The 18,237-nt window shown below is 61.5% G+C and carries 14 protein-coding genes and 1 pseudogene; 10 read left to right on the top strand and 5 right to left on the bottom strand.

The genetic code is table 11. The annotated features are described in order from the left end of the window. Positions 1-62: 62 nt before the first annotated feature. The 3 genes from MUM_RS0130970 to MUM_RS0130960 are packed head-to-tail and all read right to left on the bottom strand — an operon-like array spanning position 63 to position 3,168. A complete protein-coding gene (locus tag MUM_RS0130970; protein WP_010176856.1) occupies positions 63-884 on the bottom strand; it encodes a peptidoglycan DD-metalloendopeptidase family protein in 822 nt (273 codons plus the stop codon). Positions 885-887: 3 nt separating this feature from the next. Further along, entirely contained in the window at positions 888-2,267 is a 1,380-nt protein-coding gene (xseA, locus tag MUM_RS0130965; RefSeq protein ID WP_010176855.1) for an exodeoxyribonuclease VII large subunit, read from the bottom strand. A 10-nt stretch (positions 2,268-2,277) separates the two neighbouring features. Beyond that, positions 2,278-3,168 carry a LysR family transcriptional regulator gene (locus MUM_RS0130960; RefSeq protein ID WP_010176854.1) on the bottom strand — a complete coding sequence of 297 codons (891 nt, stop codon included), beginning with the start codon at positions 3,166-3,168 and terminating at the stop codon, positions 2,278-2,280. Between the two features lie 99 nt (positions 3,169-3,267). On the opposite strand from MUM_RS0130960, the gene MUM_RS0130955 reads away from it, so the two are divergent. From MUM_RS0130955 to guaA, 4 genes are all read left to right on the top strand, one after another. Further along, positions 3,268-4,035 carry a sulfite exporter TauE/SafE family protein gene (locus MUM_RS0130955; RefSeq protein WP_010176853.1) on the top strand — a complete coding sequence of 256 codons (768 nt, stop codon included), beginning with the start codon at positions 3,268-3,270 and terminating at the stop codon, positions 4,033-4,035. Between the two features lie 144 nt (positions 4,036-4,179). Beyond that, positions 4,180-4,728, top strand: coding sequence for a hypothetical protein (locus tag MUM_RS0130950; RefSeq protein WP_003209647.1), 549 nt, complete (start codon positions 4,180-4,182; stop codon positions 4,726-4,728). Positions 4,729-4,888: 160 nt separating this feature from the next. Continuing rightward, entirely contained in the window at positions 4,889-6,358 is a 1,470-nt protein-coding gene (gene guaB, locus MUM_RS0130945) for an IMP dehydrogenase (RefSeq protein ID WP_010176852.1), read from the top strand. A gap of 81 nt (positions 6,359-6,439) precedes the next feature. Further along, on the top strand, positions 6,440-8,017 hold the full coding sequence (guaA, locus tag MUM_RS0130940; protein WP_003209644.1) for a glutamine-hydrolyzing GMP synthase: 1,578 nt from the start codon (positions 6,440-6,442) through the stop codon (positions 8,015-8,017). A 74-nt stretch (positions 8,018-8,091) separates the two neighbouring features. Here the strand turns inward: guaA and treR are convergent, their stop codons facing one another. Then, positions 8,092-8,796: a trehalose operon repressor gene (gene treR, locus MUM_RS0130935; protein WP_010176851.1), complete on the bottom strand. Its 705-nt coding sequence runs from the start codon at positions 8,794-8,796 to the stop codon at positions 8,092-8,094. 107 nt (positions 8,797-8,903) lie between these two features. On the opposite strand from treR, the pseudogene MUM_RS1000000134850 reads away from it, so the two are divergent. From MUM_RS1000000134850 to MUM_RS0130905, 6 genes and pseudogenes are all read left to right on the top strand, one after another. Further along, positions 8,904-8,990: pseudogene (locus tag MUM_RS1000000134850) on the top strand (outer membrane lipoprotein carrier protein LolA); the annotation flags it as partial. A 124-nt stretch (positions 8,991-9,114) separates the two neighbouring features. Then, entirely contained in the window at positions 9,115-10,557 is a 1,443-nt protein-coding gene (gene treP / locus MUM_RS0130925; protein WP_010176850.1) for a PTS system trehalose-specific EIIBC component, read from the top strand. 65 nt (positions 10,558-10,622) lie between these two features. Next, positions 10,623-12,269, top strand: coding sequence for an alpha,alpha-phosphotrehalase (gene treC / locus MUM_RS0130920; RefSeq protein WP_010176849.1), 1,647 nt, complete (start codon positions 10,623-10,625; stop codon positions 12,267-12,269). A gap of 74 nt (positions 12,270-12,343) precedes the next feature. Beyond that, positions 12,344-13,564 carry a maltoporin gene (locus tag MUM_RS0130915; protein WP_029616168.1) on the top strand — a complete coding sequence of 407 codons (1,221 nt, stop codon included), beginning with the start codon at positions 12,344-12,346 and terminating at the stop codon, positions 13,562-13,564. A gap of 129 nt (positions 13,565-13,693) precedes the next feature. Continuing rightward, positions 13,694-16,225, top strand: coding sequence for a phosphoenolpyruvate--protein phosphotransferase (gene ptsP / locus MUM_RS0130910; RefSeq protein WP_010176847.1), 2,532 nt, complete (start codon positions 13,694-13,696; stop codon positions 16,223-16,225). A gap of 1 nt (position 16,226) precedes the next feature. Beyond that, the gene (locus MUM_RS0130905; RefSeq protein ID WP_010176846.1) at positions 16,227-16,511 is read left to right on the top strand and encodes a PTS transporter subunit EIIB; all 285 of its coding nucleotides are present in this window, start codon (positions 16,227-16,229) and stop codon (positions 16,509-16,511) included. A gap of 166 nt (positions 16,512-16,677) precedes the next feature. Here MUM_RS0130905 and mltF read toward each other — a convergent pair whose 3' ends face one another. Then, positions 16,678-18,138: a membrane-bound lytic murein transglycosylase MltF gene (mltF, locus tag MUM_RS0130900; RefSeq protein WP_010176845.1), complete on the bottom strand. Its 1,461-nt coding sequence runs from the start codon at positions 18,136-18,138 to the stop codon at positions 16,678-16,680. Positions 18,139-18,237 lie beyond the last annotated feature (99 nt).

Below are 18,237 nucleotides of genomic sequence, written 5' to 3'. Positions count from 1 at the left end.
GGTTGGTTCCTGCAGGAAATGTAAGCAAACTGCGCTGCACCGGCGTCGATGCAGCGCAGAACTCAGGGCTGAAACGCCCCGATAAAAATCGCCGGGTCCACCCGCGCATCGTTCAGGCTGATGTTCCAGTGCATGTGTGGCCCGGTCGCCCGGCCGGTGGAACCGACCTTGCCCACCACGGCACCGCGTGCCAGTTGCTGGCCCACGCTCACATCAATCTTCGACATATGGCAGAACATGCTGATAAAGCCTTGGCCATGGTCGACAAACACGGTGTTGCCGTTGAAGAAGTAGTTACCGGTGAGAATCACCTTGCCCGCCGCCGGGGTCTTGATCGGCGTACCGGCGCCCACGGCAAAGTCCAGGCCCGAATGCGGATTACGCTCCTCACCATTAAAGAAACGTCGTACGCCGAACTTACTCGACAACGGCCCGTTCACCGGCTTGTCCAGCAACAGGTTGCTCGGCGTGTTCGGGCTGAAGCTGCGGTACGCCTTGAGCTGGACCGCCAACTCGCCTTCGATGCGTTTGAGTTGCGCCGGGTCGGGGTTCACCTGGCTTTTATTCTTCAAGGTGATGTGCTGTTCGGGGTATTTCTTGAAGCCCACGATAAACGGCAGGTTCTGGCTGCCGCTGGTGATGCGCTGGGTGCCGGGTTTGACCGTCAGCGGGATGCCGACAATCGCCAGCCAGTTGTTCTGCTCCTTCACCACCAACACCGGTCTGTTCAGGTAAGTGGCCTTGGGCGCCGTGGCGGACGTGCCGAGGTCGATCACCGCGACGCCACCGGGCACCGGCTTGTTCAGCAGCCGGGTGATGTAGCTGTCGGCGTGGGCATTGAAGGTCAGGCACAGCAACATCAACACACTTAAAAAACGTGGCATCAATCAATCCAGTAACGAGAGGGTGACGGGCGTCAGGTGGTTGTCTTCCACCCGCACCTGCAATTGGCCTTCACCGAGGCGCGCGGTGAGGCGCTGGCCGGTATGGGTTTGTGCGGCGTTGCGAATTGCCTGGCCGCGCTCGTCGAGCAAGATGCTATAGCCGCGGCCGAGGGTGGCCAGCGGGCTGACCACGTGCAGTGTCTGCACCTGGCTTTGCAGTTGCAGGCGGCGGGCCTTGAGGCCTTCGCGCATGGCGCGGGGCAGGCGTTCGGCGAGGCTGTCCAGGCGCTGGCGCAGCAGGGCCAGTTGGCGGCCGGGGTGTTGGCCGGCGAGGCGGGTTTCGAGGCGGATCAGGCGTTCACGACGGGTATTCAGGCTGCGCTCGAAGGCCCGGCGCAGGCGCATGTCCAGGTCGTCAAGGCGCTGGGCTTGCTGGCGCAGGCGTTCGCCCGGGTGACGCAGGCGACGGGCCATGCCTTCCAGGCGCAGGCGGTCGTGGCTCAGGCGGTTGCGCATCAGCATCATCAGGCGGCGGTGCAGGTTCTCTACTTGGCGAGCCAGGTGACTGGAATCCGGCGCTAACAGTTCGGCAGCGGCGGAAGGAGTCGGCGCACGCACGTCGGCGACAAAGTCACTGATGGACACGTCGGTCTCGTGGCCGACCGCACTGACGATGGGTGTCACGCAGGCGTCCACCGCACGCGCTACGGCTTCTTCGTTGAAACACCAGAGGTCTTCCAGCGAGCCGCCGCCACGCGCCAGGATCAACGCGTCAAAGCCGCGGGCATCGGCCAGCTTCAGGGCGCGGACGATTTGCGCAACGGCCTCACGGCCTTGCACGGCCGTCGGGATCAACGTCAGTTCGACGTTGGGCGCCCGGCGGCGGAATACGCTGATGATGTCGCGAATCACCGCGCCGGTAGGCGAGCTGATAATCCCGATGCGCCTTGGGTGGGCGGGCAGCGGCACCTTGCGTTCGGCACTGAACAAACCTTCGGCGCTGAGTTTTTCCTTCAGCGCGTCGAAGGCCAGGCGCAACGCGCCATCACCGGCCGGCTCCACCGTGTCGAGAATCAACTGATAGTCGCCACGGCCTTCAAACAGCGAGACCTTGCCCCGTACCTTTACCGCCAGGCCGTCTTTCAACGCCTGGCGCACCCGCGCGGCGTTCTGCCGGAACAGCGCGCAACGCACCTGGGCGCCGCTGTCCTTGAGGGTGAAATACACGTGGCCGGACGCCGGGCGGGCGAGGTTGGAGATCTCGCCTTCGACCCAGATATTGGTGAACACGTCTTCCAGCAACACCCGCGCGCGGCCGTTGAGCTGGCTGACAGTCAGGACTTCGCGGTCCAGGCCCAGACGGGCAAAGGGATCTTTAATCATGGGTGGCAGTTTATAGGCATTCGTGCAGGGTTTGACAGAACTGCTCCACCAGCGCACTCGGCGTTTGCTGGCAGGCGAGGGCGACGGTGCTTTGGCAGTCGGGATCGGCCAGGGGCAAAAAGTGAATATTGGCCGGTGCGATGTCTTGCATCGACTCCGGCAGCAGGGCGATTCCGAATCCGGCCTGAATCAGCTGCAATTGCGTGGTCTTGCGCGACATTACCCGGGCGGCCTTGGGAAAAAATCCCGCACGCATGCACAACTCGGCTGACAGGTAACTCAGCCCTCCGCGCTGGGGGTGAGGGATCGAAATAAACGCTTCGTTTTTCAGTTGCGCCAAATCGATACCGGATGTGTGCCCGGCCAACCGATGATTCGGCGGCACAGCCAATAACAACCGCTCGCTGTATAAAGGCACGATGCGCACGCCTTCGCGCTGGCGCAACACCGGCAGGCGCAACATCCCGACGTCCAGCCGACCGTCGGCGATTTCCTCCAACTGCGCTTCGGAGGACAGTTTGGCGATGTCCATCGACACGCCCGGGCACTGTTCCAGCCAGGCACCGATGCCCCGCAGCAGGCGGCCACTCATCGGCACCGTGCTTGAATGGCTCATACGCAACGTGCCGAGTTGGCCATTGCCCACCTGCGTCGCCATTTCACTGGCCTTGAGCAGTTCGCCCAGCAGGTTGCGTGCCCGTGGATAAAACGCCTCACCCGCAGCCGTCAGCCTGGGCTGGCGCGCGGTGCGCTCAAACAGTGGGGTTTGCAGCAGGTTTTCCAGCTCCTTGATCTGCCGGCTCAGGGCGGATTGCGCCACAAACAGCCGTTCGGCTGCCGCGCTGAAGCTGCCGCTGTCGGCGATTTCGACGAAGTAACGCAATTGCCGGGTGGAAATCACAAGTCATGCCTTTTCGAGATGAGTGACGGGCTTTGAAGATATTAGTCGCAACGCTCGCCAATGGCTAAAGTGATGGCCATCTCCAATAAGGAATACTTCATGAGCCCGGTCGAACTGTTGAGTCACTGGTCGTTTGGCGGTGTGGACTGGCTGGTGATCGGCGTGGCGATTGCCCTGGCCTATATCGTGTTCGGCATTGCGGGGTTTGGTACCGCACTGGTGGCGGGGCCGATCCTGATTCTGTTCATGCCGTTGTCGAAGATCATCCCGCTGCTGGTGCTGCTGGACTTTGTCGCCGCCTTCGGCAACCTCCTGCAATCGCGACGGGATGTGGTGAAACCGGAATTGCTGCGGCTGCTGCCGTGCATGGCAATTGGCTGCACCCTTGGGGTGATCTTCCTGCTTAACCTGCACTCTGATTTATTGCTGCTGTTGATGGGGCTGTTTATCAGCGCCTATGCGATCTACAGCCTGGCGGTGAAGGCCAAGCCCACGCAGATGGCGGCGGGTTGGGCGATTCCCATGGGGGTTGTCGGCGGGCTGTTTGGGGCGTTGTTCGGTAGTGGCGGCTTTTTATATGCGATCTACCTCAACAGCCGCTTGCCCAAGGATGGCGCGCGGGCGACCCAAAGCGCGTTGATCAGTTGCAGCACGGTGGTGCGCCTGAGCCTGTTTTTGATCGCGGGCGTGTATGCCGAGCTACCCTTGTTGATGTTGGCGGTGTGCCTGTTGCCAGCCATGGCGCTCGGGTTGTGGGCGGGGCGGCGGCTGACCCTGCGCATGTCCCGTGAGGCGTTCGTGCGGTTGGTGACCTGGCTGGTGCTGGCCAGCGGCATTGCCTTGATTGCCCGGTACTTGAGTACTTGACCTGTGGGTGTCAGGGATTAAGCTGCCGTGCTCTAGGGCCCCATCGCGGGCAAGCCCGGCTCCCACAGTTGATCGCATTCCAATGTGGGAGCCGGGCTTGCCCGCGATGAGGCCAGAAGCCACACCGCAGGACACCCAGGCACCATGAACTCCCAAAGCATCCTTGTCCCCAAGATCTCCACCTTGCCCGTCCACGAACCCCGCGCCCGGGCGATCGTGCGCTGGCTGGTGCGCAAGAACATCGTCAAGGAAGAGCTCACCACCTGCGGGCGCACCGGCAATCGCATGGGTTACGCACTGGCCGACGGTGCCCGCGCCGTGGTGCTGCACCCCGACGCACTGCCGTTCAACGAGCCGATCAACGGCCTGGAGATCATCTACAAGCGCTGCATCTACACCCCGGCCAAGGGCTTCCTCGAAGAAGCCGGCTGCCCCGAGTGCCTCAAGGAAGTCGGCGAAGCCCTGTTCGAAAGCCTGGAAGACTGGATGCCCGGCCATACCGACAACTTCACCTGCCCGCTGTGTGGGCATGAAGACGACATCAACGGCTTTCTGTTCCTGCAGGAATGCGGCTTCTCCAACCTGGGATTCATCTTCAATAACTGGGCAGAGGCGGGGTTCAAGCAGAGTTTTATCGACGAATTTGCCGACTGGCTGGACCAGAAGATGAGTTGGGTCAAAGTCGAGCTTTAACCCGATGTGATCGCTCCCACGCTCCCGCGTGGGAGCGATCAGTGCTGAAAGAATCATCCTTCTATCAGTATTACCAAGTTTGTCAGAGTTTTACATTGAACCCGAGGGGGTGTCTGACTATAATGGCGCGCTTCCATTTTCCCGCTCGGGAGCCCCCGCGATGCTGCGTATCAGCCAAGAAGCTCTGACATTCGACGACATTCTCCTAGTGCCCGGTTATTCCGAGGTGCTTCCTAACGAAGTCAGTCTCAAGACCCGCCTAACCCGTGGCATCGAGCTGAATATTCCTCTGGTTTCCGCTGCCATGGACACCGTCACCGAAGCCCGTTTGGCAATCGCCATGGCTCAGGAAGGCGGCATCGGCATCATCCACAAGAACATGACCATCGAGCAGCAAGCTGCCGAAGTGCGCAAGGTCAAGCGTTATGAAGCCGGTGTGGTCAAGGACCCGATCACCATCGAGGCCGATGCCACCGTTCGTGACCTGTTCGACCTGACCCGCCTGCACAACATCTCCGGCGTTCCGGTACTGCACGATGGCGACCTGGTCGGCATCGTCACTTCCCGTGACGTGCGTTTCGAGAACCGTCTTGAAGTCACCGTCCGTGAAGTGATGACGCCTAAAGAGCGCCTCGTGACTGTCAAGGAAGGCGCCGACAAGAACGACGTTCGCGAGCTGTTGCACAAGCACCGCATCGAACGCGTACTGATCGTCGACGACAAATTCGCCCTCAAGGGCATGATGACCGTCAACGACATCGAAAAAGCCAAGGCTTACCCGCTGGCGAGCAAGGACGACCAAGGTCGCCTGCGCGTTGGCGCTGCGGTCGGCACCGGCAAGGACACCGGCGAGCGCGTCTCGGCCCTGGTAGCGGCCGGCGTTGACGTGGTGGTGGTCGACACTGCCCACGGTCACTCCAAAGGCGTGATCGACCGCGTGCGTTGGGTCAAAGAGAATTTCCCTGAAGTGCAAGTGATCGGCGGCAACATTGCCACCGGTGCTGCCGCCAAGGCCCTTGTTGCCGCGGGCGCAGATGCGGTAAAGGTCGGTATCGGCCCTGGCTCGATCTGCACCACCCGTATCGTTGCCGGTGTAGGCGTGCCGCAAATCAGCGCCATCGCCAACGTCGCCGCTGCCCTTGAAGGCACTGGCGTACCGTTGATCGCCGACGGCGGCATCCGTTTCTCGGGTGACCTGTCCAAGGCCATCGTGGCCGGTGCTTCCTGCGTGATGATGGGCTCGATGTTCGCCGGTACTGAAGAAGCGCCAGGCGAGATCGAACTGTTCCAGGGGCGTTCGTACAAGGCTTACCGTGGCATGGGTTCCCTGGGCGCCATGTCCCAGGCTCAAGGTTCTTCCGACCGTTACTTCCAGGACTCCTCCGCGGGCGCCGAGAAGCTGGTACCGGAAGGCATTGAAGGGCGTGTTCCGTACAAGGGCACCCTGAGCGCCATCATCCATCAGCTGATGGGCGGCCTGCGTTCCTCGATGGGCTACACCGGCAGCGCCGACATCGAAGAAATGCGCACCAAGCCTGAGTTCGTGCGGATCACCGGTGCCGGCATGGCCGAATCCCACGTCCACGACGTACAGATCACCAAGGAAGCGCCAAACTACCGCGTAGGTTGATGCTTCCAGCAAAACGTTAAGTAACCGGGGCTGTTCTTCAGCCCCGAGTTGTTTCTGAATTACATAGACGAGACTGACTCCATGGCCCTCGACATTCACGCCCACCGCATCCTGATCCTCGACTTCGGTTCCCAGTACACCCAGCTGATCGCCCGCCGCGTGCGTGAAATCGGCGTGTACTGCGAACTGCATCCGTTCGACATGGACGACGAAGCGATTCGCGAATTCGCTCCAAAAGGCGTCATTCTCGCCGGCGGCCCCGAGTCCGTGCACGAAGCCAACAGCCCGCGTTGCCCGCAGGCGGTGTTTGACCTGGGCGTGCCGGTCTTCGGTATCTGCTACGGCATGCAGACCATGGCCGAGCAACTGGGCGGCAAGGTTGAAGGTTCCGAGCTGCGTGAATTCGGTTACGCCCGTGTCGACGTGGTCGGCAAGAGCCGCCTACTGGACGGCATCGAAGACCACATCGACGCCGACGGCCTGTTCGGCCTCGACGTATGGATGAGCCACGGTGACAAGGTCACCCGGATGCCGGAAGACTTCCACATCCTGGCCAGCACCCCGAGCTGCCCGATTGCCGGCATGTTCAACGACGAGCGCGGCTACTACGGCGTGCAGTTCCACCCGGAAGTGACCCACACCAAGCAAGGCGGTCGCATCCTGTCGCGCTTCATCCTCGACATCTGCCAGTGCGAAGCACTGTGGACCCCGTCGAAGATCGCTGAAGACGCCATCGCCAACGTACGTGCCCAGGTCGGCACCGACAACGTCCTGCTGGGCCTGTCCGGTGGCGTTGACTCCTCCGTGGTCGCGGCCCTGCTGCACAAGGCCATCGGCGACCAACTGACCTGCGTCTTCGTCGACAACGGCCTGCTGCGCCTGCACGAAGGCGAGCAAGTGATGGCCATGTTCGCCGAGAACATGGGCGTCAAGGTGATCCGCGCCAACGCTGAAGACCAGTTCCTGAACAACCTGGCCGGCGAGTCCGACCCGGAGAAGAAGCGCAAGATCATCGGCCGCACCTTCATCGACGTATTCGATGCCCAGTCCAACAAACTGGACAACATCAAGTACCTCGCCCAGGGCACCATCTACCCGGACGTGATCGAGTCGGCTGGCGCCAAGAGCGGCAAGGCCCACGTGATCAAGTCCCACCACAACGTGGGTGGCCTGCCTGAGGAAATGAACCTCAAGCTGGTAGAACCGCTGCGCGAACTGTTCAAGGACGAAGTCCGCCGTTTGGGCCTGGAACTCGGCCTGCCGTACGACATGGTCTACCGCCACCCATTCCCGGGCCCGGGCCTGGGCGTGCGGATCCTCGGTGAAGTGAAGAAGGAATACGCCGACCTGTTGCGTCGCGCCGACCACATCTTCATCGAAGAACTGCGCAAGGCCGACTGGTACCACAAAGTCAGCCAGGCGTTCGTGGTGTTCCAGCCAGTCAAGTCGGTGGGTGTTGTAGGTGATGGCCGTCGTTACGCCTGGGTTGTTGCCCTGCGTGCGGTGGAAACCATCGACTTCATGACCGCCCGTTGGGCACACCTGCCGTACGAACTGCTGGAAACCGTCAGCGGTCGTATCATCAATGAGATCGAAGGTATTTCGCGCGTGACGTATGACGTGTCGAGCAAGCCGCCGGCGACGATTGAGTGGGAATGATCCTGCGGTAGCAGGTGAGCGCTGAATAACAAAACCCCGGCCTAGTGCCGGGGTTTTGTGTTTCCGGCGTTTGTTTACCGCCGCGCAATATCCGAAAAGTAAAACTTATCCAGCGTATGCCGCGACTCGGTGTACTCGAACTGCCGTCCATCCTGCAAAAACGTCTGGTTGCTCACCACGATCACATGGCTTTGCCCATCCAGGTCCAGGTGCAGTTGATCGTCCTTGCCCCGGGGCAGCGCTTCGATGGTGCGCTGGGCATAGCTGATCTGCAGCTGCAGCGTCTGCTCGATAAACGCATAGATCGACTGCTCGGCAATCTCTCGATCGAGCCCCGGAATCAGGTCGGCGACGAAGTGGTTGATGTCGAGGATCACCCGCTTGCCCGCGATGCGCCGTACCCGTTTGACTCGGGTAATCAGGCTGCCGGGTTCGGCTTCGATGTGCTGCAGCAGCGAGCCTTCCAGCGGGAACTGGCTGAACTCCACCACTTCGGTGCTGACATCGTCTCCCAGCGCGGCATGGGTTTCGCGAAAGCTGACAATCCCGCCCAGTTGGAACTCGATGGGGTTGGGTGAGAGCACGAAGGTGCCCTTGCCATGGATCTTTTGCGCGAAGCCGCGCTCCTGCAATTGCTCGATTGCCCGGCGCACCGTGCCACGGCTGGCCTGGTAGGCGTCCATCAGTTCTGTTTCGGAGGGCAGGCGCGTGCCGCGTTGCAGGCGTTCGGTGGTGATGCTGGCAAGCAGATCGGTATAGATCTGGTTGTATTTGCTCATGGAGGAGGGCTCTGTGCCGCGATTGCATTCAAGGCACGAACCTTAGTGGCAGAGGTAAGGTTTGTCCATTCGACCCTTGGATATTCGTGCCTTCTGTAGGAGCGAGCTTGCTCGCGAAGGTCGTTAACGATGACGTTGGCCACCTGACTTTACTCGGTGCTCTCAGGTTCTTCGCGAGCAAGCTCGCTCCTACAGGGAACAAGCAATTTTAAACTCGTACAGACGAGTTGTTGCTTTAACTCGTACAGACGAGTACTTTTGCCCTCGGCGTGCTGCCTCTGACCGCCCCCAATAAAAAAAACCAAGTGGATACCAAGCATGAGCCACGACTATCCGAATATTGCCCGCGAGATTCTCAAGAACCTCGGTGGCAGCGACAACCTTGAGCAAGCTGCCCACTGCGTGACGCGTCTGCGCCTGGCCCTCAAGGACCCGAGCCTGGCCAACAGCGGCGCGTTGAACCAGGTCGACCTGGTCAAGGGCTCGTTCTTCACCGGCGGCCTGTTCCAGATCGTGATCGGCCCCGGCGAAGTGGAAAAGGTCTACGCCGCCCTGCGCGAACAGACCGGCCTCGCCGCGTCGACCATCGCGGACGTGAAACAGAAAAGCGTCGAAAAAATAAACCCCATGCAGCGCCTGGTGCGGGTGTTCTCCGACGTGTTCATGCCGATTCTGCCGGCGCTGATCATTGCCGGTTTGCTCATGGGGGTGAACAACCTGATGGGCGCCAAGGGCATGTTCATCGAGGGCAAGACCCTGCTCGATGCCTATCCGAACCTGGATGGTGTGTGGAGCCTGATCAACCTGATGGCCAACACCTCGTTTGTGTTCCTGCCGGCGCTGGTGGGCTGGTCGGCGGCCAAACGGTTTGGTGGCAGTGAAATCCTCGGCATCGTCCTCGGCCTGATGCTGGTGCACCCCGATTTGCTCAACGCCTGGAACTACGGCAAGGCAGTCGCCGGCCTCGACGGCCAGAGCCTGCCGTACTTCGATATTTTCGGCTGGTTCAAGATCGAGAAGGTCGGCTACCAGGGGCAAATCCTGCCGATCCTGCTGGCCGCCTACGTGATGAGCGTGATTGAAAAATGGCTGCGGGCACGGGTGCCGAATGCCATTCAATTGCTGGTGGTGCCGATCACCACCATCGTCGTCACCGGCGTGCTGGCGCTGGCGATCATCGGCCCGGTGACCCGTCACCTCGGCATCCTGATCACCGAAGGCGTGGTCACCCTGTTTGACCTGGCGCCCATGGTCGGCGGCGCGATTTTCGGGCTGCTGTATGCGCCACTGGTGATCACCGGCATGCACCACATGTTCCTCGCGGTGGACCTGCAACTGATCTCCACCCAGGGCGGCACCTTTATCTGGCCGATGATCGTCATGTCCAACCTGGCCCAGGGCAGCGCGGCGCTCGGTGTGTTCTACATGAGCCGCAATGCGCGGGACAAAAGCATGGCGTCCACTTCGGCGATTTCCGCCTACTTCGGCATCACTGAACCGGCGATGTTCGGGGTCAACCTGCGCTTCAAGTTTCCGTTCTACGCCGCCCTGACCGGCTCGGCCCTGGGCAGTATTTTCCTGTCGCTGAACAAGGTCCAGGCCTCGGCCATTGGCGTGGGTGGCTTGCCCGGGTTCATCTCGATCATCCCGCAGTACATCCCAAGCTTTGTCATCGGCATGGCCGTCGCGATTGTCGTGCCGTTTGTTTTGACCTGTGCACTGAGCATGAAGATCGTGCGGCCTGGATACAGGGTCGCCTGATCTGGCGCCAGCGCAGGAAAGCCCGCTCTCACAGTTGATCGCATTTCAAATTGAAGGAAACCACCATGCAAGACTGGCAACACTCGGTGATCTACCAGATCTACCCCAAAAGCTTCCACAGCCACGCGGGTAACGCCACCGGTGACCTGCTGGGCATCGTGGACAAGCTCGATTACCTGAAGTGGCTGGGCGTCGACTGCCTGTGGATCACCCCGTTCCTGCGTTCGCCCCAGCGCGATAACGGCTATGACATCAGTGACTACTACGCCATCGACCCAAGCTACGGGACCATGGCCGATTGCGACCTGCTGATCAGCGAAGCGGCCAAGCGCGGCATCACGCTGATGCTCGACATCGTGGTCAACCACACCTCCATCGAGCACGAGTGGTTCCAGCAGGCGCGCAGCAGCCTTGATAACCCGTACCGCGACTTCTACATCTGGCGCGACCAGCCGAACAACTGGGAGTCCAAGTTCGGCGGTTCGGCCTGGGAGTACGAGGCGCAAACCGGCCAGTACTTTCTGCACCTGTTCGACCACACCCAGGCCGACCTGAATTGGGACAACCCCAAAGTGCGCGCCGAAGTGTTCAAGTTGATGCGCTTCTGGCGCGACAAAGGCGTGGGCGGTTTCCGCCTGGACGTGATCAACCTGATCTCCAAGCCGGCGGATTTCCCGGAAGACAACACCGACGGTCGGCGCTTCTACACCGACGGCCCGAACGTGCATGAGTACCTGCAGGAAATGCACCGCGAAGTGTTCGAGGGGCATGACCTGATCAACGTCGGCGAGATGTCGTCCACCAGCCTTGAACACTGCATTCGTTATTCGAATCCGCAGTCGAAAGAGCTGTCGATGACCTTCAACTTTCACCACCTGAAAGTCGATTACCCGAACCTGCAAAAGTGGGTCGCGGCCGACTTCGACTTCCTGCAACTCAAGCAGATTTTGTCTGACTGGCAACTCGGCATGCAGGCCGGTGGCGGCTGGAATGCGTTGTTCTGGTGTAACCACGACCAGCCGCGGGTGGTCTCGCGTTTTGGGGATGACGGCGAGCACCTTGTGGTCTCGGCGAAGATGCTCGCCACGGCGTTGCACTTCCTCCAGGGCACGCCGTTTGTGTACCAGGGCGAAGAGCTGGGCATGACCAATCCGGGCTTCGACACCATCGACCAATACCGGGATGTCGAGACCCTGAACATCTACCGGCTCAAGCGCGAGGCTGGTGAGTCCGAGGCGTCGAGCATGGCGGCGATCATGCAGAAATCCCGCGACAACGGGCGCACGCCGATGCAATGGAATGCCGATAAAAATGCCGGCTTCAGCAGCGGTGAACCGTGGATCGGCATCCCGGCCAACGCGGCGCAGATCAACGTGCAAAGCCAGCAGGATGATCCGCAATCGGTGCTGCATCACTACCGCGCCCTGATCGAACTGCGTCGGCACGAGCCGCTGATTCAGGAAGGCGTTTACCGCCAACTGCTGCCACAGCACACCCAGGTGTGGGCGTACCTGCGGGAAGGGCAGGGCGAGCGCCTGCTGGTGATGAACAACTTTTACGGCACGCCCTGCGAAATCGAACTGCCCGATGGCCTGCTGACTGAGGCGCACGAGCAACGCCTGCTGATCAGCAACTACGACGATTGTCCACCGCGTTCGAGCCAGGTCTCGCTGCGCCCGTATGAATCGTTTGTGCTGCACCTCAAGGACTGAGAACCCTGCTTTATCCCCGGTGTGGGAGCGCCGGGGTGCTTCAAAAAAACATAATAAAAATATCGGAGTGCTTCATGAAAACAACAATAAAGCTGGGCCTCGTTGCATCTTGTCTGACCTTGCCGATGGCCGCCCAGGCATTGGAATTTGCCGGGTATTTGCGCAGCGGCGCGGGGACTTCAACCGGCAGTGGCAAGCAGCAGTGCTTCCAGTTGCCGGGTGCACAATCGAAGTACCGCCTGGGCAACGAATGCGAGCAGTACGCCGAACTCGAGTTGCGCCAGGACCTGCTGACCCTCGACGACGGTTCGGTATTCAGCGTCGACGCCATGGCCTCGCTGTACAACAAGTACGACCGGGCGCTGAAGTTCCAGGGTGAAGACAACGGCTCGGCGCGCATGCCGCAGATGTATGCACAGTGGTCGAACCTGCCCAGCCTCAACGGCGGTTCGCTGTGGGCCGGCCGGCGTTACTACAAACGAAACGACATCCATATCTCCGACTTCTACTACTGGAACCAGAGCGCCACGGGCGGCGGTATCGAGGACGTGAAAATCGGCGACCTGAAATACAGCTATGCGCTTTCCCGCAAGGACAACCTGTACCAGAAGGAATACGCCACCCGTCACGACTTCAACGTGGCGGGCTTCAAGACCAACCCCGGCGGCGAGCTGGAGCTGGGCTTGAGCTACATCGAAAAAGCCGGTGGTCGCGACACCAACAGCGGCTGGGCCATTACCGCCCAGCACGTGCAGAAACCCTTCCTCGGCGGGCGCAACAAGTTCGCCTTGCAGTACGGTGAAGGCCCCGGCACCGGCCTCGGCTACACCGGCGATACGTTCCTCGATAAAAGCAGCAAGAGCTACCGCGCGGTGGAGTTCTTCGACTGGCAAGTGACCCCGCGTTTTGGCGGGCAGATCGAGGCCGTGTACCAGAAAGACATTCGGCCGGGCAGCCAGGATCAAACCTGGATGTCGGTAGGCGTACGCCCGGCCTATGCGATCTCTGAACAATTCAAGCTGGTCACCGAACTCGGTCATGATCAGGTCGAGGCCACCGGTGGCACGCGCAAGCTGAGCAAATTTACCTTCGCCCCGACCTGGTCGCCCAAAGGCCCGGATTTCTGGGCGCGGCCGGAAGTGCGCTTGTATTACACCTACGCGACCTGGAACGAAGCGGCCAAGCGTGCAGCCAATGAGCTGGCGGCAGGTTCGGCGTTGTCCGACACCGGTAGCTACGGCAGTGCGTTGCATGGTTCCAACTTTGGTGTGCAAGTCGAATATTGGTGGAAATAACACAATCCCTATAGGAGCCCGGCTTGCTGGCGATGGCGTCCTTGAAATCATCGCACTATCGACCGACCTCATCGCCGGCAAGCCGGCTCCTACAGGTGTTTTTTACAGAACAAAACAGCAGGTGAAGTCATGACCACAACCCAATCCCTGGAATTGCTGGCGCCATTGTCCGGGGTGCTGCTCGCCCTGGACCAAGTGCCTGACCCGGTGTTCTCCAGTCGCCTGATCGGCGATGGCCTGTGCATCGATCCGACCTCGCAGACCCTCTGCGCGCCGCTGGCCGGGGTGATCAGCAATATCCAGGACAGTGGTCATGCGGTGAGCGTCACCGATGACAACGGCGTCCAGGTGCTGATGCACATTGGCCTGGACACCGTGAATCTGGCGGGCCAGGGGTTCACCCGATTGGTCGAGGAAGGCCAGCGGGTGGACGCCGGGCAGCCGCTGATCGAATTCGATGCCGACTACGTGGCGCTCAACGCCCGTAGTTTGCTGACCCTGATGCTGGTGGTCAGTGGCGAGCCCTTCAAGCTGCTGACCCCGGAGCAGGGCCTGGTGGAAGTGGGGCAACCGCTGCTGCGGGTAACGCCTGAGGCGGGCGCGGCCGAGGTCGAGGAAGAGCAGGGCGAGGCACTGTTTTCCAAGCCGCTGACGTTGCCCAATGCCAACGGCCTGCACGCTCGCCCGGCGGCGGTGTTTGCCCAGGCAGCCAAGGGTTTCAAGGCGAGCATTTACCTGCACAAGCAAACCCAGAGCGCCAACGCCAAGTCCCTGGTGGCGATCATGGCGTTGCAAACCGTGCAGGGCGATACCGTGCAGGTGAGTGCGGCGGGCGACGATGCCGAGGCGGCGATCACGGCCCTGGTTGCCTTGCTGGCAGACGGCTGCGGAGAGACGGTGGCGGTGCAGGTCGAGGACGTTGAGCCGGCGGCGCCGGTGTCATCGGCAAGCCTGCTGCGCGGTGTGTGTGCTTCGCCGGGTTCGGCGTTTGGCCAGGTGGTTCAGGTGGCCGAGCAGGATCTGAATATCACTGAAGCCGGTGCCGGTGAAGCGGTCGAGCGTGCGACGCTGGAACGTGGCCTGCGCGAAGCGACCGAGGCACTGCAAGCCTTGCAGGCCACGGCGGTCGGCGGTGCCCAGGCGGAGATTTTCCGCGCTCATCAAGAACTGCTGGAAGACCCGACGCTGCTGGAACAGGCCCATGAATCACTGGCCCAGGGCAAGAGTGCAGCGTTTGCCTGGAACAGTGCGACCGTCGCCACCGCCACGCTGTTCCAGGGCTTGGGCAACGCCTTGCTCGCCGAGCGCGCGGCGGACCTTGCCGACGTCGGCCAACGGGTGCTGAAGCTGATCCTCGGGATCAAGGACAGCGCCTGGGACTTGCCGGAGCAGGCGATCCTGATTGCCGAACAACTCACGCCTTCGCAAACCGCCAGCCTCGATACGCGCAAGGTGCTGGGCTTCGTCACGGTGGGCGGCGGTGCTACCAGCCACGTTGCGATCCTCGCCCGTGCCCTGGGCTTGCCGGCGATCTGCGGCGTGCCCGTGCAGGTGCTGGACCTGGCCAACGGCAAGCAAGTGCTGCTGGATGCCGACAAGGGCGAGTTGCACCTGGAGCCGAACCTGGCCGAGATCGAGCAACTGCAAGCCACCCGCCAACAACACGTACTGCGCCGCCAGCGCGAAGTGGAGCAGGCGTCATTGCCCGCCACCACCCGCGACGGTCATCACGTCGAGGTGACGGCCAACGTCGCGTCCCTGCAAGAAGTGGAACAAGCGTTGTCCCTGGGCGGAGAAGGCGTCGGTTTGCTGCGTTCCGAATTCCTCTACCTGGACCGCAACCGCGCACCGAGTCCCGAAGAACAGGCGGGCACCTACAGCGCCATTGCCCGTGCGTTGGGCCCCGAGCGCAATCTGGTGGTGCGCACCCTGGACGTCGGTGGCGACAAGCCGCTGGCCTATGTGCCGATGGACGCAGAGAGCAATCCGTTCCTCGGCCTGCGTGGAATTCGCCTGTGCCTGGAACGCCCGGAACTGCTGCGTGAACAGTTCCGCGCGATTCTCGCCAGTGCCGGTTTCGCCCGTCTGCACATCATGTTGCCGATGGTCAGCCTGCTCTCGGAACTGCGCCTGGCGCGGCAGATTCTTGAAGAGGAAGCGCTGGCCCTGGGGCTGACGGAATTGCCGAAGCTGGGAATCATGATCGAAGTGCCGTCGGCGGCGCTGATGGCGGATGTGTTTGCGCCGGAGGTGGATTTCTTCTCCATCGGCACCAACGACCTGACCCAATACACCCTGGCCATGGACCGCGATCACCCGCGGCTCGCCAGCCAGGCCGACAGCTTCCACCCGGCAGTGCTGCGCCTGATCGCCACCACCGTCAAGGCCGCCCATGCCCATGGCAAGTGGGTGGGTGTGTGCGGCGCCCTGGCATCTGAAGCGCTGGCGGTACCGGTGTTGATCGGGCTGGGGGTGGATGAGTTGTCGGTCAGCGTGCCGCTGATCCCGACCATCAAGGCCACCGTGCGCGAGCTGGACCTGACGGACTGCCAATCCATCGCCCGCCAGGTGCTGGGCCTGGAAGAAGCGTCACAGGTGCGCGAAGCGTTGCGCCTGTATCACGCGGCTACCGTTGAAACCTCATTGGTTGTGGAGAACTGACATGTTCGAGAAATTTCAGCGGGCGTTCTGGAAGGCCCTGACCCCGGATTTGATTCTTGAGACGCCGCAGGCGGCTCCGGTGAGCGAATCACTATTGGCACCGGCGGTGTTGAATGCGTTGGGTGGCGCGGAGAATCTCAAGTCGCAGCAGCGGCTGGCACTGACCCGGGTGCGGGTGCAGTTGAAGGAGGCGGGGCGGCTGGATGAGAAGGCGTTGAAGGCGGCGGGTGTGCCGGGTGTGATGGCGTTGGCGGGTGGGGTGGTGCACCTGATTACCGGACTTTAAAGATCAAATCAGGTGGGGAGATTACTTTTGTGGTGAGGAGCTTGTCTGTGGCGAGGGGGCTTGTCCCCCGTTGGAGTGCGCAGCGCTCCGGCTTTTTGGGGCTGCTTCGCAACCCAACGGGGGACAAGCCCCCTCGCCACAAAAGCTCGGCTCCATACGGAGTGAGTTACAGCTTCGGGGTTTCTTCCGTCGGCTTGGTCTTGTCCACGCCCGGCACATGCAGGTTGCCTTCCACCACCTGGTTGCCTTCCAGCTGCGGCTGCGTCACCCACGTCAGGATGTCGTAGTAGCGCCGGATGTTCGCCACGAAGTGCACCGGCTCACCGCCGCGGGCATAGCCATAACGCGTCTTGCTGTACCACTGCTTCTGCGCCAGGCGCGGCAGCATCTTCTTCACGTCCAGCCACTTGTTCGGGTTCAGGCCTTCTTTCTTCGCCAGGATGCGTGCGTCATCCAGGTGGCCGGTGCCGACGTTGTACGCCGCCAGGGCAAACCAGGTGCGGTCCGGCTCGGCAATCTTGTCGTCCAGTTCATCCTTGATCTTGGCCAGGTACTTGGCGCCGCCCATGATGCTCTGCTTGGCGTCCAGGCGGTTGGACACGCCCATGGCCTGCGCGGTGTTCTGGGTCAGCATCATCAGGCCGCGCACGCCGGTCTTGGAGGTGACCGCCGGCTGCCACAGTGATTCCTGATAACCGATGGCCGCCAACAGGCGCCAGTCGACCTTTTCTTCCTTGGCGTAGGCCCGGAAGTGTTTCTCGTATTTGGGCAGGCGCTGCTGCAGATGCTGGGCGAAGGTGTAGGCGCCGACATAACCGAGTACATCGACGTGCCCGTAATAACGGTCTTTCAAGCGTTGCAGGGTGCCGTTCTTTTCAACCTTGTCGAGGTAGTTGTTGACCTCGTTGAGCAGGCTGTTGTCATCGCCCGCCGCCACGGCCCAGGCCTGGTTACTGGCGTCGCCGAGGTCAAAGGCCACCCGCACGTTGGGGAAGTACACCTGGTTCATCGCCACTTCGTTGGAGTCGACGAGGGTCAGGTCGATCTGGCCTTCGTCCACCATGCGCAGCAGGTCGACCACTTCAACGGCGTCGGACTCTTCGTATTCAATCCCGGGAAACTGCTTTTTCAGCGCTGCCAGTTGCTCGGCGTGGGTGCTGCCCTTGAGCACCATGATCTTCTTGCCCACCAGGTCGGCCGCGGTAGTGGGGCGGGACTGGCCGTTGCGATAGATGATCTGCGGGGTGACTTCCAGGTACGGATGGGAGAAGCGCACCTCCTGGCGCCGCTGCTCGCTGCTCACCAGGCCGGCGGCGGCCAGCACCGGGCCGTTGGGTTTGCCGATCTGTGAAAACAGGTCGTCAAGGTTGTCGGCGGTCTGGATCTCCAGCTTTACACCCAGGTCGTCGGCAAAGCGCTTGACCAGTTCGTATTCGAAACCGGTTTCACCGTTTCGGTCCTGGAAATACGTGGCCGGGCTGTTTCGGGTGACCACCCGCAATACGCCATCCTCCTTGATTCGCTCGAGCGTGTTGGGTTTATCCACACAGGCGCTGAGCAGCAGGAAGAGTCCGGTGACGAGGAGCCATTTGGCGCCTCGCGGGCGTAAAGCAGTAGGGGAGAACATCTGCGCAGTATACGCAAAGGACCCTCGGCGCCATATCTCGACAGCGGGGCACTTGTCTGCTAGCGCCCGTAAACCTTGGCTGCAGCCCGCAGAAACGGG

The sequence above is a fragment of the Pseudomonas sp. PAMC 25886 genome (assembly GCF_000242655.1).
In the GTDB taxonomy this organism is placed as follows: domain Bacteria; phylum Pseudomonadota; class Gammaproteobacteria; order Pseudomonadales; family Pseudomonadaceae; genus Aquipseudomonas.
The sequence above is the reverse complement of the archived record's forward strand: the minus strand, read 5'-3'. Positions and strand labels throughout refer to the sequence as shown.

Coding starts and splice junctions, on each gene's coding strand:
- xseA (WP_010176855.1), bottom strand. CDS start 2,267: ATGATTAAAGATCCCTTTGCCCGTCTGGGCCTGGACCGCGAAGTCCTG.
- MUM_RS0130905 (WP_010176846.1), top strand. CDS start 16,227: ATGTTCGAGAAATTTCAGCGGGCGTTCTGGAAGGCCCTGACCCCGGAT.
- ptsP (WP_010176847.1), top strand. CDS start 13,694: ATGACCACAACCCAATCCCTGGAATTGCTGGCGCCATTGTCCGGGGTG.
- guaB (WP_010176852.1), top strand. CDS start 4,889: ATGCTGCGTATCAGCCAAGAAGCTCTGACATTCGACGACATTCTCCTA.
- treP (WP_010176850.1), top strand. CDS start 9,115: ATGAGCCACGACTATCCGAATATTGCCCGCGAGATTCTCAAGAACCTC.
- MUM_RS0130915 (WP_029616168.1), top strand. CDS start 12,344: ATGAAAACAACAATAAAGCTGGGCCTCGTTGCATCTTGTCTGACCTTG.
- guaA (WP_003209644.1), top strand. CDS start 6,440: ATGGCCCTCGACATTCACGCCCACCGCATCCTGATCCTCGACTTCGGT.
- MUM_RS0130970 (WP_010176856.1), bottom strand. CDS start 884: ATGCCACGTTTTTTAAGTGTGTTGATGTTGCTGTGCCTGACCTTCAAT.
- mltF (WP_010176845.1), bottom strand. CDS start 18,138: ATGTTCTCCCCTACTGCTTTACGCCCGCGAGGCGCCAAATGGCTCCTC.
- MUM_RS0130950 (WP_003209647.1), top strand. CDS start 4,180: ATGAACTCCCAAAGCATCCTTGTCCCCAAGATCTCCACCTTGCCCGTC.
- treC (WP_010176849.1), top strand. CDS start 10,623: ATGCAAGACTGGCAACACTCGGTGATCTACCAGATCTACCCCAAAAGC.
- MUM_RS0130955 (WP_010176853.1), top strand. CDS start 3,268: ATGAGCCCGGTCGAACTGTTGAGTCACTGGTCGTTTGGCGGTGTGGAC.
- treR (WP_010176851.1), bottom strand. CDS start 8,796: ATGAGCAAATACAACCAGATCTATACCGATCTGCTTGCCAGCATCACC.